The sequence below is a fragment of the Bacillus aquiflavi genome (assembly GCF_019915265.1).
GTDB classification, from domain to species: Bacteria; Bacillota; Bacilli; order Bacillales; family Cytobacillaceae; genus Bacillus_BT; species Bacillus_BT aquiflavi.
This window is the reverse complement of the sequence record NZ_CP082780.1, coordinates 546,740-559,905: the sequence shown is the minus strand read 5'-3', so window position 1 is coordinate 559,905 and position 13,166 is coordinate 546,740. Positions and strand designations below refer to the sequence as shown.

17 protein-coding genes, 1 tRNA gene and 1 pseudogene are annotated in these 13,166 nt (G+C 35.0%); 3 read left to right on the top strand and 16 right to left on the bottom strand.

The window, feature by feature from the left end; all coding sequences use genetic code 11:
• Positions 1 to 31 precede the first annotated feature (31 nt).
• Complete coding sequence (gene queG, locus K6959_RS02920; RefSeq protein WP_163238819.1) at positions 32 to 1,162, bottom strand: tRNA epoxyqueuosine(34) reductase QueG; 1,131 nt, start codon at positions 1,160 to 1,162, stop codon at positions 32 to 34.
• A gap of 83 nt (positions 1,163 to 1,245) precedes the next feature.
• Here queG and K6959_RS02915 point away from each other — a divergent pair, with 83 nt between their 5' ends.
• The gene (locus tag K6959_RS02915; protein ID WP_163238817.1) at positions 1,246 to 1,917 is read left to right on the top strand and encodes a B3/B4 domain-containing protein; all 672 of its coding nucleotides are present in this window, start codon (positions 1,246 to 1,248) and stop codon (positions 1,915 to 1,917) included.
• Between the two features lie 63 nt (positions 1,918 to 1,980).
• On the opposite strand, the gene K6959_RS02910 is transcribed toward K6959_RS02915, so the two are convergent.
• From K6959_RS02910 to K6959_RS02860, 14 genes and pseudogenes are all read right to left on the bottom strand, one after another.
• A tRNA-Gly gene (locus K6959_RS02910) sits at positions 1,981 to 2,054 on the bottom strand.
• A gap of 273 nt (positions 2,055 to 2,327) precedes the next feature.
• Positions 2,328 to 2,576: pseudogene (locus K6959_RS19990) on the bottom strand (ISL3 family transposase); the annotation flags it as partial.
• Positions 2,577 to 2,698: 122 nt separating this feature from the next.
• Positions 2,699 to 3,106, bottom strand: coding sequence for a hypothetical protein (locus K6959_RS02905; RefSeq protein ID WP_163238815.1), 408 nt, complete (start codon positions 3,104 to 3,106; stop codon positions 2,699 to 2,701).
• 37 nt (positions 3,107 to 3,143) lie between these two features.
• On the bottom strand, positions 3,144 to 3,365 hold the full coding sequence (locus K6959_RS02900) for a helix-turn-helix domain-containing protein (protein ID WP_163238813.1): 222 nt from the start codon (positions 3,363 to 3,365) through the stop codon (positions 3,144 to 3,146).
• Between the two features lie 9 nt (positions 3,366 to 3,374).
• The gene (locus tag K6959_RS02895; protein WP_163238811.1) at positions 3,375 to 3,851 is read right to left on the bottom strand and encodes a DUF2975 domain-containing protein; all 477 of its coding nucleotides are present in this window, start codon (positions 3,849 to 3,851) and stop codon (positions 3,375 to 3,377) included.
• A gap of 179 nt (positions 3,852 to 4,030) precedes the next feature.
• On the bottom strand, positions 4,031 to 4,195 hold the full coding sequence (locus K6959_RS02890; protein ID WP_163238809.1) for a hypothetical protein: 165 nt from the start codon (positions 4,193 to 4,195) through the stop codon (positions 4,031 to 4,033).
• A gap of 302 nt (positions 4,196 to 4,497) precedes the next feature.
• Positions 4,498 to 4,992, bottom strand: a complete 495-nt coding sequence (locus tag K6959_RS02885; RefSeq protein WP_163238807.1) for a hypothetical protein — start codon at positions 4,990 to 4,992, stop codon at positions 4,498 to 4,500.
• Positions 4,993 to 4,994: 2 nt separating this feature from the next.
• Positions 4,995 to 6,971 carry a ribonuclease YeeF family protein gene (locus K6959_RS02880; protein WP_163238805.1) on the bottom strand — a complete coding sequence of 659 codons (1,977 nt, stop codon included), beginning with the start codon at positions 6,969 to 6,971 and terminating at the stop codon, positions 4,995 to 4,997.
• 21 nt (positions 6,972 to 6,992) lie between these two features.
• Entirely contained in the window at positions 6,993 to 7,259 is a 267-nt protein-coding gene (locus tag K6959_RS02875; RefSeq protein ID WP_163238803.1) for a YwqI/YxiC family protein, read from the bottom strand.
• Positions 7,259 to 7,687, bottom strand: a complete 429-nt coding sequence (locus K6959_RS02870) for a DUF5082 domain-containing protein (RefSeq protein WP_163238801.1) — start codon at positions 7,685 to 7,687, stop codon at positions 7,259 to 7,261. Before K6959_RS02870 ends, K6959_RS02875 begins: the two co-directional genes overlap by 1 nt.
• Positions 7,688 to 8,225: 538 nt before the next feature.
• A complete protein-coding gene (locus K6959_RS18760) occupies positions 8,226 to 8,501 on the bottom strand; it encodes a group II intron maturase-specific domain-containing protein (RefSeq protein ID WP_262421876.1) in 276 nt (91 codons plus the stop codon).
• Positions 8,502 to 8,517: 16 nt separating this feature from the next.
• The gene (gene ltrA / locus K6959_RS18755) at positions 8,518 to 9,222 is read right to left on the bottom strand and encodes a group II intron reverse transcriptase/maturase (RefSeq protein ID WP_262421959.1); all 705 of its coding nucleotides are present in this window, start codon (positions 9,220 to 9,222) and stop codon (positions 8,518 to 8,520) included.
• On the bottom strand, positions 9,189 to 9,527 hold the full coding sequence (locus K6959_RS18750) for a hypothetical protein (RefSeq protein WP_262421875.1): 339 nt from the start codon (positions 9,525 to 9,527) through the stop codon (positions 9,189 to 9,191). The genes ltrA and K6959_RS18750 overlap by 34 nt, the downstream gene beginning before the upstream one ends.
• A 667-nt stretch (positions 9,528 to 10,194) precedes the next feature.
• Positions 10,195 to 10,533 carry a DoxX family protein gene (locus K6959_RS02860; protein WP_163243424.1) on the bottom strand — a complete coding sequence of 113 codons (339 nt, stop codon included), beginning with the start codon at positions 10,531 to 10,533 and terminating at the stop codon, positions 10,195 to 10,197.
• A gap of 116 nt (positions 10,534 to 10,649) precedes the next feature.
• On the opposite strand from K6959_RS02860, the gene K6959_RS02855 reads away from it, so the two are divergent.
• Positions 10,650 to 10,994 (top strand): winged helix-turn-helix transcriptional regulator, encoded by a 345-nt coding sequence (locus tag K6959_RS02855; RefSeq protein ID WP_163243425.1) that lies wholly within the window; start codon positions 10,650 to 10,652, stop codon positions 10,992 to 10,994.
• Between the two features lie 27 nt (positions 10,995 to 11,021).
• On the top strand, positions 11,022 to 11,351 hold the full coding sequence (locus tag K6959_RS02850) for an SH3 domain-containing protein (protein ID WP_246234938.1): 330 nt from the start codon (positions 11,022 to 11,024) through the stop codon (positions 11,349 to 11,351).
• 652 nt (positions 11,352 to 12,003) lie between these two features.
• Here the strand turns inward: K6959_RS02850 and K6959_RS02845 are convergent.
• Entirely contained in the window at positions 12,004 to 13,125 is a 1,122-nt protein-coding gene (locus K6959_RS02845) for a response regulator (protein WP_223087573.1), read from the bottom strand.
• Between the last annotated feature and the right edge of the window lie 41 nt (positions 13,126 to 13,166).

Sequence of the window (13,166 nt, the reverse complement as noted above, 5' to 3'; positions counted from 1 at the left end):
CTTGTTCACTTGTTCTCACTTCCTTTTGTTTTCATTCAAAAAAACTCAAACCTTTATTAATTTCCGTTAAAACTTCGTTGTTCTTCTCTTTACTTTTAACCTTTATTAAAGCTTCCTTTGCCTCTTTTCCACCAATTTTTCCGAGCGCCCAGGCAGCCGTTCCTTTAATAACCGGGCGTGGATCGTCATTTAACAATTTTATTAAATCAGGAATAGCCGTTTCATCTTTAAAATGGGCGAGTGCCAAAATTGCATTTCGCTGAATTGGCTTTTTCCCGCGCCAAGATCCAGATAACTTGCCAAACTTCTCTTTAAATTCCCGATTACTTATAGTTAATATCGGCTTTAACAACGGCTTTACAACTTCGGGATCAGGTTTCATTTCTTCATGAAATTGAAAGTCTCTCCCTTTATTCTCCGGGCAAACCGTTTGACACGTATCGCAGCCGTAAAGACGATTACCGATTTTAGTGCGGAATTCATCCGCAAGAAAGCCTTTCGTTTGTGTCAAGTATGCAATACATCGTTGGGCATTCAATTGTCCGCCTTGAACTAATGCACCCGTTGGACAAGCATGAATACATTTATTACACGTCCCACACCGATCTTCAATTGGAGTATCCGGTTCAAACGGTATATTCGTAATCATTTCCCCTAAATATACGTAAGAACCGAATTCAGGAGTAATAATAGAACAGTTTTTTCCACTCCAGCCAATCCCAGCGCGCTCTGCAACAGCTCGATCAGATAACTCTCCTGTATCAACCATTGATTTAAAGCGGGCATGAGGAACTTTTGAGGCAATGAATTGTTCAAGTTTTGTTAAACGATTTCGTAAAATGACATGATAATCCATCCCCCATGAAGCACGGCAAAAAATCCCTCTTCGTTCACCCTTTTTACTTTGAGGCGCGTTTTTTAATTTAGAAGGATAAGCAAGCGCAATTGCAATGATCGACTGAGGCCCTGCAAAAATTTTAGCAGGATCAACACGTTTTTCAATATCGGGTTCCTCAAAACCTGATTGATACTCTAACATTTGCTGCTGAAGGAGGCGATTTTTCAATTCAGTAAATGGAGCAGCTGTCGTAAATCCGATTTTATCAATACCAATTGTCTTACTGTACTCAATAACTTCTTCTTTTAGTTTCGTCATGTTCATTAACTCGCCCTCCTTCATTTAAAGTTGAGAAACATTTACTTTATGATAAACTAATTTTAACTAAAAGTGGAGGTTGTGATTATATGGAAATAACAATTGCACAAAATATATGTACATTAATCCCTCATTTTAAAGTCGGCGTCATTCATTATCAAAACATCGAAGTTGGACAATCGCCGCAAATGTTGAAAGGACGTCTTCAGTTATTTCAAGAGTCCATTTTTTTTGATTTAGAAAATAAACAAGTAACAAAATTAGAGGGAATTCAAGAATGGCGGCGAATTTTTAAAAAAACCGGCAAAGATCCGAACCGTTACAGACATTCTGCTGAAGCTTTATACCGGCGAATAAAAAAGCAAAATTATTTGCCTTCTGTTAATTCCGCAATCGATCTGAATAACTTTTTTTCTCTTGAATATGAAGTTCCAATCGGAATTTATGATCAAGATAAACTGTCAGGAGATGTATTCATTAAAATTGGGCAAGAAGGAGAGGGATTTTTTGGATTAAATGGTCGAGTAAACTCTCTAAACCATTTAATTCATAGTTCAGATGCAGAAGGTCCTTTCGGTAGCCCATACGTTGATTCAGAAAAAATAGCAGTATCGTTAAATACAAAAAACGCCTTACAAATTATTTATTTACGTCCATCGATCGAAACTGACGAAGCTGAAAAACTAACAAAATCATTAATGGACATGTTCGTCCAAATTCATGGCGGAGAAGCTTCGTATCGTGTGATTGATTGTCAATAAATTTAAAAAACGCAATGCCTCATTCTCCTTGAAACGAGACACTGCGTTGATAGCGAGTATGTATGGAGCGGGTGATGGGAATCGAACCCACGACATCAGCTTGGAAGGCTGGAGTTTTACCACTAAACTACACCCGCAATGCAAAAAAGCTCACATTTTGTCGATTGAATAATTAAAATAAAAAACAGGATCTCCTGTTTAAGCGGTCTTTTTTAATCGACTCTTTAATTATACATAAAAAAATTTCTGTAAGCAAGGTTTTTTTCACATTTACACTATTTATTTATTGTTAATATCCGGAAATATCATCCACCTATTTATCCTTTATATAAGATAAATTTACAATTTTCGTCATGACTTGATTTAAAAATTCAATTGTTGTCAGATTGTACATCTTTGTAAGGCTTCTACTTATCTATTATGATGAATTCAATGTAATGTTTACCACCAATTTCTGAAATATGTTGTATAACGGTTTCTTTATTACGGTTAAGCTGAAATATCAAAGATTGTTTTACGTTCGACATTCGTCAGTCAAGACAGGGTTAACGGATAATATGTATTTCATCTATTCCAAGTCATTTGGGAGTCTCAAATTTATATTCTCGTTCTTTGAATATTGCACGGTTCTTAAAAACGTTTCTAACAGTCTTTTTATCAATAGCTAAAATATGGAGCCACATTCACGACATTTATAATTTACGGTTTACTTGAAAGCCCACTCGCTTTAAACGAATAGGCAGTCCATGATTAGACATTCACATTACTCTGATATCCAAGCTCACTCTATTCTTTTCAAATTAGCTTCCCTTATTGAATCACCAATAATTTCAAAGAAGTATTCCTTGTTTGTTGTTAGTTCAAGTGTAATTTTTTTCAATGGTATTCTATTTTCTTCTTCACCTATTAATACAAATTCAAATGTTGCTTCACCCTCTAAGTCAAAATCTTTTTGGTCAATATATTCTTTCCTAAGCGTTTCTCCTTTTTGTATTTTGGAACCATCAGCATTACTTATACCACCTACGGTATTATCGGTGCTAATTTCTATCGAATAAAAATCAAAATTAGCATTGTTTTTTATACTTAAAATCATGTTATTCTCATTTGGTTGCAAAGGATTACCCGTACAAGCCGATAAAAATATAACGATCAAAATTGAAATTGATAAAAGTAACAATCTCTTCATACATTCATCCCCTTTATTAAATTAATTATTAGATTGTTTATTTTTGAGTGTCATTGTCACTTTGATATTCAAGAATATCCCCGGGTTGACAATCCAAAGCCTTACAAATAGCTTCTAAAGTTGATAATCGAATCGCTTTTGCTTTTCCATTTTTCAAAATAGAAAGGTTAGCCATAGTGATTCCAACTCTTTCGGATAGTTCTGTTACACTCATTTTTCTTTTCGCTAACATCACATCAATATTGATTATCATTGCCATGTTTTCACCTCAGACCGTTAAATCATTTTCTAATTTTATATCTAAAGCATTTTTTAATAATTTCTGAAGAACCGCAGTGAAAACCGAAATAACAACAGAAGTAAAAATAATAGAAAATCCGATAATTGCTATTCCTGGATGGAAAGCGTTTTGTGACATAAGGTAGATAATCCCGATTACATATAAGATACTGATTGTAACCGCACAATACTTTATAGATTTTAATGCCTTTACAGACAATTCCGAAAAAGCATTGTTATGATCAATGTAATTTAAAAGTTTTACAGCCTGGTACAGAGCAATAAAAAACGGCATCGCTGTTACATACAATCCGATTAAAATAGGATGTTGCAAATAAGCAAACTCTGGAAACATTTCTGCTGTATAATTTGCTAACGAAGGCAACCAAAATATACACAAAGCAAGTACCGTAATTCCAATAAGAAAAACAGCTGCCTTTAAAAAAAGTGTTGTTCCCCGTTCCATAAAAAGCACCTCGCTTAATTATCGTTATTATTATCATAATACATCATTTATCGATTTACAATAAATTATTATTGTTTTTTAATATACTTTTGTTGTTTTACTAATGTCCTTTCTTTTTTGATGAAAAAAAGCACCTCTCATTAAACGAAGATGCTTTAAGTTACATATTGATCTACTATTTATTCTATCTTTTGGATTAAGATGTCAATAATTTTCATTACTTTATCAGTAAGATACTCTTCTACTTTCTCTAATACCATATTTAGTATTTCTTTAAATTTTGTTCTTCTATCATTATTAATTAACCATTTATCTAAATTAATATCTTTTAACCCAGGGGGCATATCCTCAAAAACAGGCTACCCTTCATGTGTAAAGCTTCTATTAACCAATCAATCTTATTTATATCATCAGACATTCTCTCATCTTCTACAATCTCATATTTAACTTCTAAATTATTTCCCTCAATAAAATGGTCAATAAGAAGATAAATAATTTTTTCGAATTTTTCTATATTTTTGTTATAAGATTCAAATATAGCTAAGTATCTCAATTTTTTGAGTTTTATTTCCTCTAGTTAAAATATCCTTTAATTCATTAAAATCCATTATAAACAACCTCTATACGCATAAATTCACCTATCATTTTACGATAAGTTCATTAACTTCGGATTTTTATAGCACCAATCAGGATCATAAGGTAATCCTTTTAATTTCTGCAAATCATTCCAACTGTATACCCAATCATAATCTGCAACCCAAAAGTAATCTGCACGATTTAGATTTAGATATGCATAAATAAACTGAAATACTAGTTCTTCAACACCATAAATTTCTTCAATACATCCGACCTGATATAGTTTTTGCTTTGGATCTAAATCTACATCTTCGTAGTAATAAAAATTGATATTAGGATTATGAATAGAATCAACATAAAATATAAACGAACAATTATTTTCTTGTACCATCTTATCATTAATATTCAATGTAGTAGAAAGAAATTTACCATCTTTTGTGTAGTTTTTGCTGTTATGAAAATTCAGCATTATATTCGCATGAAAAGTAGCAATAATTGAATCAGCTAAAAGTCGTTCAGGTGAATATTTTTTTTGATCCATCAATATAAAAGCCGACGTTCCCATTTTTAGTCTAGCGCCTCCTTTAATTCTTCTAATGAGTTAACAATAGTAACTCCTTTAGATTTAATGTTTTCTAACATAGTTTTATGTTCAGGTCTTAAATTAATTAAAGGTTTATCTATATATAAAATAACTTTTTTTTTATCTGGATTAAAGAAAAAATCTGCATTTGTTTGAGTCATTTTATTAAATTGATCTTCCCTAACCGCTTTAATCGAAGCCTTGACTTCGATAATTGTATTCCTCGTCACTACATCTAAATCACCAGCAACTTGACCATCTTTTTTCAAAATTTTAAGTCCAAACCCTATTACTTGAGTCTCTTTCCTTATAAAATCTGCAACTTTTGCTTCAGTTGCCTTACCAACGTTCGAACTTTTCAAGGCATTATCAATATCACGATCAATATTTTTCGAATGTTGATCGACCCATGAAAGTTCATTTCCTGCAGGATTAGTATAATTTGTTTTATTTCCATCCTTTTGAACAGTACCAACGATGCCGGTTTTTCTGCTTCCTTCAGTACCACTAAATTTCATCATCAAGTTTTCCTTTACCTCATTCAGCGTCTTCGAATCAGGGAAAACATTATAGATGCGACCAGCATTTGTAGATAGTACTTTAGCCCGAACAATAGGGACCCTTATTTGACCCACTTTTTGACCTAGTGATTTCAGTTCTTTTTGCACTTCTTTTAGCTTATTATTCACATACTCTTTACTAAAAGGAAAGTTCTTCCCGATATAATTTGATGAGAACACTCGGTCAAACGTATACGCCGCACCGCCTAGGCCTAGCCCAAAGAGGGACTCTGTTAAGCTTCGCTGACGTTTTTCTTCGGATAATTCGTTGCCAAACATATCTCTGCCTGTTAAATATTCGCTAAACCCGTTTGCGGTGACAAAGCCGTAAATACCCATTTCCGTTTTTTGCAATAAATCAAATGATTTTGTCGCCTTATAGGCATCTAATGAATACGTTGCCGCTTTAACACCTTTTGCGGTCTTGTAAATCGCCTTGCCGCCTTTGAAAATTCTCCCTGCCCAGCCAACAATGGGGATAAAACCTGCCCCTGCCATCGCACCGGCTGTCACTCGTTCTGCGGTTGATAATTTTTCTCCAGTTATGGGGTCAACCCCTTCAGCTGCTCTAATCGTATCATAATATCCGGTAATTTCCCCAGTAAAAATACAAATAGCATCCCAAGCTTTTTCATACCAAGGTCTGTTTTCCCGTTCGATCTGCTCTTTGATTTGTTTTCGTACTTCTGCTTGTTCTTTTTTAAAATCTAAGTATGCTTTGGCTTCTTTGCCAAACTCTTCTTTTACTTGATGGATTTCACTGCTGTTGTAGGCTTGTGCGTTGAAATATAGTGGGGAAACCTCTCCGCCTTGACTGCTTGCATCTAATAAGGCTTGGAATAAGCTAATGACAATGCCAGCTTGGGCTTCGACGAACTTATATTCTTGTAGTAAATTTTGATCAAGTTCATTTACTTTTTTAATCGTTTCTTTTCGCTCTTTGTCCGCTTTTTCAATGTGGTCTTCAAATTGTTCTGTTGAGAATGTTTGTAAGGAGATAATGTCGCTAATTTCATCAAAGATTTGTTGTAAATCTTCATGTTGCGCTGAAACGATGTCTCTAGCAGTGCGAGTGGAATGTGCCAGTTCCATTTCAAGGAATGGAACTTGTATGATCGTGCTGCCTGAAAGATTTAAATCTTCTGTCGTGCCGGAAATTCCCTTATAAAATTCGTCGCTAATTACGATTAATTGAAGCCATTCGTCAACGACGTCTGCTTGGGCTTTATAAAAAGCTTTAATCGCATCAGCACCTTTACCTTTCAATTCATCACCGAAATCACTTATTTTTTCAAACTCTTTTTTAAGCTGTTCGAGTTCGGTTTTTAATTGTGTATAATGCTTGGCGCGTTGTTCCATTGTTGAAATAAGAGTTTGGGCTTCGTAGATTTTAACTGTCATCTCTCCTCATGCCTTTCTTATTCAACTTTTAATTACCGCTTCATCTTGTTTTTTCAAAAGATCTACATTTGCACGTGTATCATCTACATTTTTGTGGACAATTTGTTTATATTGAGAAAAAGCTGTTTGAATGCTATTCTCTAATTTAATCCATTCTTGTGTAAATTCAAGTTTGTTCTGTCCTAATGATCCCGTTGGCGCTTCCTTTATAGATGAAGCATTAAGAGCTGTTTTAATATGATTTAATTGTTTTATTACGGCTTCATAATTTAATTTAATTGTTCCCATTAAGCTAACCGCCTTTTTATTTCATTTATTTTATTACTTAATTCCTCAAGTGCCTCTTCACCTTTACTTAAAAGGTTACTCGCTTCATTCGCCAGTCCGCTTGCCATATCTAAAACTCCTTTTTCCGCTGTTAAAAGCCCCATTTTAAGACTTATTTCCTGTTTGTAATCATCATAATCGTCGTTAATTATTTCGTTTATTACTTTAAATGCCTCTAAGCGAGATTCGTTAAAAGAAATTGCCCGTTCGCCTTTCCAGGAGTTAGCTAGTTCAGGTTGTTTAATTTTTTTAATTTCTCCTAAAGATGTATTTTGTTCTTGTTCAATTTTCCGTTTTGCCTGTCTAAGCCTTTCAATTTTTTCGTTAATATCAGCTGATCTTGACGAAATGGTACCGTATATTTGACTTAACATTTCTGCATAACCCATAATTGATCACCTCTCAAATGAACAGTAAAAAAATAAAAAACAATATGAGCTTGTAGACAAAGTCTTACTTGAAGCAAATTGCTTGACAGCGCTTGTCAGCCGTGGCGCGAAGTACGAGACGGAAGCCGAGAATAGGACTTGTAGTTCATGAGCTTACAACGAAGAATGCGGGCTTTTGGTAACAAGGGTTATTAACTGCTAGTGTAGGAACGAAAATTGGCGGCGGTTTAAATTACACCAGTCAGATATTCCATTTTTCCATTATATAGCGTATACCAAGTTATTTAAATAGGTAATTATAACTATACGTGGATGTTTTTTGTAAAAAATTTAAATCTTTATATCTAAAAAATTTTTTTATAGTAGAGTAGAAAACAGGAATTAGATACTGCCTTCTTTGTCCTCGGGGTTCAGGGTGTTCCACCTTACTAAGCCAGACAAGAGGGCAATTCCTTTTCCTGCTCCCCCTCATCAAACCGTACGTGAAGTTTTCCCTCATACGGCTTTCCGACGTTCTTCTTCCTTTGGCTTTACGGATTTAATTCGCTAATTTCACCAATATGAATTGGACTTTATTTACTGTATCTTGAAGATAGGCATGTTTATGTCGTTTATTTCTTTTCTTGTTATGAAAAAGATTTAAACGTTGTAACACATACCAGTCAATGCGATTCAACCACCTCTTGGACATTGGAGAAAGTTGGTAGTAATTCTTGAATCCTTGTAACCTTCGGTTCAGTCCCTTCACCAATTCTTTTATGTCCATAAATAGTTTATGTCGTGGTTCCGTAAAATCCTTGATTTTCTTTCGCATCTTCTTCATAGCCTTCTTACTCGGGACATGGTTCATGAATTAAGAATGTTCGACCACCCTTTTTACGAATGGGGAATTTTCGATGATGGAATCCCAGAAAATCAAATCCGTCACTGTCATCCCAGATGTTGACGAGTCTTGATTTCTCCTTATGTAGTGAGAGGTCAAGTTTTCCCATAATTGCTTGGATGACTCGTATACCTTCTAGCGCTTGCTGTTTTGTCCTGCACAAAATGACAAAGTCATCCGCATAACGAATAAGAGAACCTAGATGGCTGAATTTCTTTTCCCAGAGGGAATCCATCACATCTAAATATATGTTCGAAAGTAATGGTGAAATCACACCGCCTTGAGGGGCCCCCAAGACAGAATTCCTCACTTTTCCTTCTTCCATGATTCCTGCTTGTAGCCATTTGCGAATCAATTTCAGCACTTTGCGGTCACTAATTCGCTGTTCTACAAGTTTCATCAATTTATCATGGTTGATGTTATCAAAATAACCTTGGATATCGACGTCTAATACCCAATAGCTTTTCTTGCTCTCTTTCCTGATTTTCGCTATGGCTTGATGCGCATTCCTTTTGGGACGGAAACCATAAGAACAATCTTTAAAGTCAGCTTCAAAGATAGGTTCTATGACTAGCTTGGTTGCCATTTGTACAACCCTGTCCTTGATGGTTGGGATTCCTAATGGACGTTTCTTTCCATCATCTTTAGGGATGTAAGTACGTAAAACTGGTTGTGGATGATATCGATTTTTTCCTTCAGTTCAAGATAAATCTCATTAAGAAATCTATCCTCCCCATAGATCTCAATATTTTCCATAGTCTGAGAATCTACTCCACTACTCCCTCGATTTCTTCTTACTCTTTGCCATGCTTCCCACAAGATATCAGGTCGATAAATCTTATCATATAAGGCATGAAACCGGCGTGTCTTGCTTTCCTTGGCACAAAGGTATAATGTTTTCCAGAGTTCTTGAGCTTTTGCATAATTGGTGTAGTTAGCCATTTTCTTGGCATTCACTGACTCTTACCCTCCTTGAATATATGAACGAAGCAGGGTATTGGCTTTTGCCGTCCTTCCCTAGACAACGTTGTGTTGGCATTGTCATCATTGGTACTATGACCCCCTCCGACTCCCTCTCAGTCCATCCACCACTTCGCTTCATGCTTATAGGTTTCTGTGTTACTTCTTTAGAAGTGACCGAGGAGGGTATCCCCAGTTCCGTTAACTACTTTCCTAACATGTCGTTCCCCTTACCCCGAGGGATTCTTCAGTGCTGAATTCCAAGTTCCTCACACCTTCCATGGTTTTCGCCCATGTTCACCAGGCTCAACTTCCCTTTGTCCTCAACGAGGGTTGTAATTGACGAGGCGGCAGGATTCACTTCATGTTACGACCTGCTAGGTTGCTCGCACTCACGAATGAATTACTTTGTCACAGGGCTTCAACCTTAGGATTTCTCTACCAGTTGCCTGTCAGCTACTGAGCGTCTTGGCACTTACTCAGGTTGGACTTTCACCAACTAGCAATTAACGGCCTGCTGGGCGCGCAAAACAACAAAAAACACAGGTGTATACCAGCCTGTGTTTTTTGAATCACTAGTGAAAGATAAAGAAGTTTACATATTTTTTTAACAGCTCATCCTTCAAAGCTCGTTCTGACGATATGCTAAATGCAAACAAAAAAACTAAATTAAAAATGTAACTGTAACTAATAAAATAAACAATATAATAGGCATTAGCATATTTTTAAATGGATCATGCGAACGAATATGCGTCAATGCAGCGAAGAACATAATGATAGCTAATCCAACACTAGATAAAACAGCAATTATTGAATACCAAATGCCAACAAAAAGTCCCAATGCCCCGATAATTTCTAAACTACCAGTTATTACTCGAAGCCATTGTGGAAGACCAAAATGTTCAAATGCCTCCACCATTTGTTTAGAAATAAATTTGGTTACACCAAATAATAAGAATCCTAATCCAAGAATAATTTGTAAAATGATAGCTAAAGTTCCCATCATGATGACTCCTTATATATGTTCATATATTATTATGTATGATATATACGTATTTAGGAAGTAGGCACTAATTAGTGGTATAGTATCAGTAAAGATACTATTTGGAGGGTGTTGGAATGAAAGATACTTGCATTGGGGTAGAAGCAGCATTAGATATCATTGTAGGGAAGTGGAAGCCGATCATTTTATTCCATTTAATGGAGAACAAAAAGATGCGATTTAGTGAATTAAAAAGGGCGATTCCACGAATTACACAAAAAATGCTTACCTCACAATTAAGAGAACTGGAACACCATGACATTATTAACCGTAAAGTCTATTCACAAGTCCCGCCAAAAGTAGAATATTCTTTAACTGATTATGGACAAGAGATGATTCCAATCCTAAAATTAATGCAAGAATGGGGAACATCTCATATACAACATTTACAAGCAATTCATAAAGAAAAGCGGGAAGAGTGAACGAAAAAAATAGATGGGGGGCATTTTATGTACTATGAAGTAACAAAAAGCCATAGATCTAATTATCCGAACCCGATCGTTTTATCAAAAGGGCAACAAATGACTGTCGGTAAAAAATACAGTGGGCAAGAAAACTGGGATCGTTGGGTGTTTTGTTCAACAATCGACTGTAAACTAGAAGGTTGGGTTCCAGAACAAATGATACAAATCGATGGCAATATCGGCACTGCATTAGAAGCATATACCGCAAAAGAGCTCGATATTGATCAATATGAGAAAGTTATAGGTTTGAAAGAGCTTAACGGCTGGATTTGGTGTCGCAACGTCACCAATGGTGAGAAGGCTGGCTGCCTATAAATAATTTAACTGCATGCTAGTGTACATTTTATCGTTAAATGATGTTTATATATGAAGATAAGAAAAGCTGTTTTAATCGATGCTGTTGGAAAACTACATCCACAAAAATCGTACCAGATGAAATCTTAAATAGTTTATTTTATGGAAATCGAGAACGTATATAAACAAATAAATTCCTCAAAGTGATATTTATGTAGGACGAAAATGAGACAGGAAAAACCTTCAAAGGGGATTTTAAGGGGAAAAATAGGAAGGTTGCTTGTGAAACTAATTCTTCATGTACTAATAAACTGAAACATCAGCTCAATGCTTGTATGTCAATTTTCGTTAATATAGAGTTAATATCATTCCATCCATCCATGTACGAGTATATTTAATTTCCTAGAAATCTCTATCTGTTTTAAGCAGGTAGACAATACTCGGCTAGAGTTGCAATTGGTCGCATGTTTTCGTGATGGACTATCCCCTTTAGTGAGGTTTTCTTCTGATGAAAAAAGCACAATATGAACCTCCTTTTTGTAATATATTATTTTATATTACAAAAAGGAGGTTTATTTTTAAGCTATCATCCCTAAAGTGCATTCTATTCCTTCATCATTCCCTTATTGTTTCCTTATTTTTTTATTAAGTATAGTCATACACTGTAATTTACTTAACTCTTTTCCCATTTCTGATACCACTTTTGAATAGCTTCGCTTGGCATTGCTTCGTACTCCTCTTGTAACATTTTTTTTAAGCCACAATATTGCTTTTTAACTGAATAGCGATCACCAAACGCATTATACAGCTGCATTAACATAAAATAACTTTCTTCTACAAGAGGCTGTACCTTTTGCACCTGTAAATAAAGAATGATTGCATCAGAATATTTTTTTATATCAATCAAGTAATTTGCTGCCTTTTTCACATAGCCTAACCAAAGAACTCTTAATCGACTGCGTTCGTTTTCCGCCCACAAATAATCATCTTCTCCTAAGAAATCTCCTTTATAAAGATTAAGTAATTTTTTATATTGAAGAAGTGTGTCTTTATTCACAAACGATAATTTCTCCATCCTATTTTCCCATTCGTCTACATCTAACAACACATCATTAAGTTTAAGTTCTAATTTGTAACTATTTTCGGAACTAATAATTGTAATATTGAAACCAATTGAAGCGAGCGTTTTTCGAATTTGATAAATCGTACTATAAAGCTGCCCATATCCGTCTTTCCAATTTGCATCTTGCCAAAAATGTTCTATGATAACGTCTTTTCGTACAAATTTTTGGCGATGTTGAATAAGATATGCGAACAATTCTCTTGCCTTAGACGTTCTCCAATGAACATCAATCACTTGAGAATTCTCCCCATCATGTTTAATAAAAAACAAGTTTTGAAAACAACATACCATTGGATAAGAATCCAACTTCTTTTTATCAATCTTTGAAATATGGTTAATTGTTTCGACTAAGCGCTTGCTTTGAATAGGTTTCAAAATATAATCTTCTGCTTTTAATTCAAAAGCTTTTACAGCGTAATCAGGATACGCAGTAATGAAAACAATTTTTATATCGGACAAAGTTCGTTGAACTTTGTCAGCCAATTCAATTCCGTTTATTTCAGGCATATCAATATCAAGAAAGACAATGTCAGGTTGTTTTTTTATGATTGCCTCTAAGCCTCGGTGAGGATTAGTGTATTTTCCTATAACAGCAATCCCCTCAATTTCATCCAACTTCTTTTCCAATAATTCAACTGCTAACGGCTCATCATCAATAACAATTGCATTCAACTAGTGATATCTCCTTTATTTCGATTTCTTGATTACCTTTA

Bases quoted from the DNA above. Each gene is read 5' to 3' on its own strand.
- K6959_RS02885 (WP_163238807.1), bottom strand. From the start codon at position 4,992: ATGGGAACGTCGGCTTTTATATTGATGGATCAAAAAAAATATTCACCT.
- K6959_RS02860 (WP_163243424.1), bottom strand. From the start codon at position 10,533: ATGGGAACTTTAGCTATCATTTTACAAATTATTCTTGGATTAGGATTC.
- K6959_RS02890 (WP_163238809.1), bottom strand. From the start codon at position 4,195: ATGCCCCCTGGGTTAAAAGATATTAATTTAGATAAATGGTTAATTAAT.
- K6959_RS18760 (WP_262421876.1), bottom strand. From the start codon at position 8,501: ATGCGAAAGAAAATCAAGGATTTTACGGAACCACGACATAAACTATTT.
- queG (WP_163238819.1), bottom strand. From the start codon at position 1,162: ATGAACATGACGAAACTAAAAGAAGAAGTTATTGAGTACAGTAAGACA.
- K6959_RS02850 (WP_246234938.1), top strand. From the start codon at position 11,022: ATGTACTATGAAGTAACAAAAAGCCATAGATCTAATTATCCGAACCCG.
- K6959_RS02870 (WP_163238801.1), bottom strand. From the start codon at position 7,687: ATGGGTTATGCAGAAATGTTAAGTCAAATATACGGTACCATTTCGTCA.
- K6959_RS02895 (WP_163238811.1), bottom strand. From the start codon at position 3,851: ATGGAACGGGGAACAACACTTTTTTTAAAGGCAGCTGTTTTTCTTATT.
- K6959_RS02915 (WP_163238817.1), top strand. From the start codon at position 1,246: ATGGAAATAACAATTGCACAAAATATATGTACATTAATCCCTCATTTT.
- K6959_RS02880 (WP_163238805.1), bottom strand. From the start codon at position 6,971: ATGACAGTTAAAATCTACGAAGCCCAAACTCTTATTTCAACAATGGAA.
- K6959_RS02900 (WP_163238813.1), bottom strand. From the start codon at position 3,365: ATGGCAATGATAATCAATATTGATGTGATGTTAGCGAAAAGAAAAATG.
- K6959_RS02875 (WP_163238803.1), bottom strand. From the start codon at position 7,259: ATGGGAACAATTAAATTAAATTATGAAGCCGTAATAAAACAATTAAAT.
- K6959_RS02905 (WP_163238815.1), bottom strand. From the start codon at position 3,106: ATGAAGAGATTGTTACTTTTATCAATTTCAATTTTGATCGTTATATTT.
- K6959_RS02855 (WP_163243425.1), top strand. From the start codon at position 10,650: ATGAAAGATACTTGCATTGGGGTAGAAGCAGCATTAGATATCATTGTA.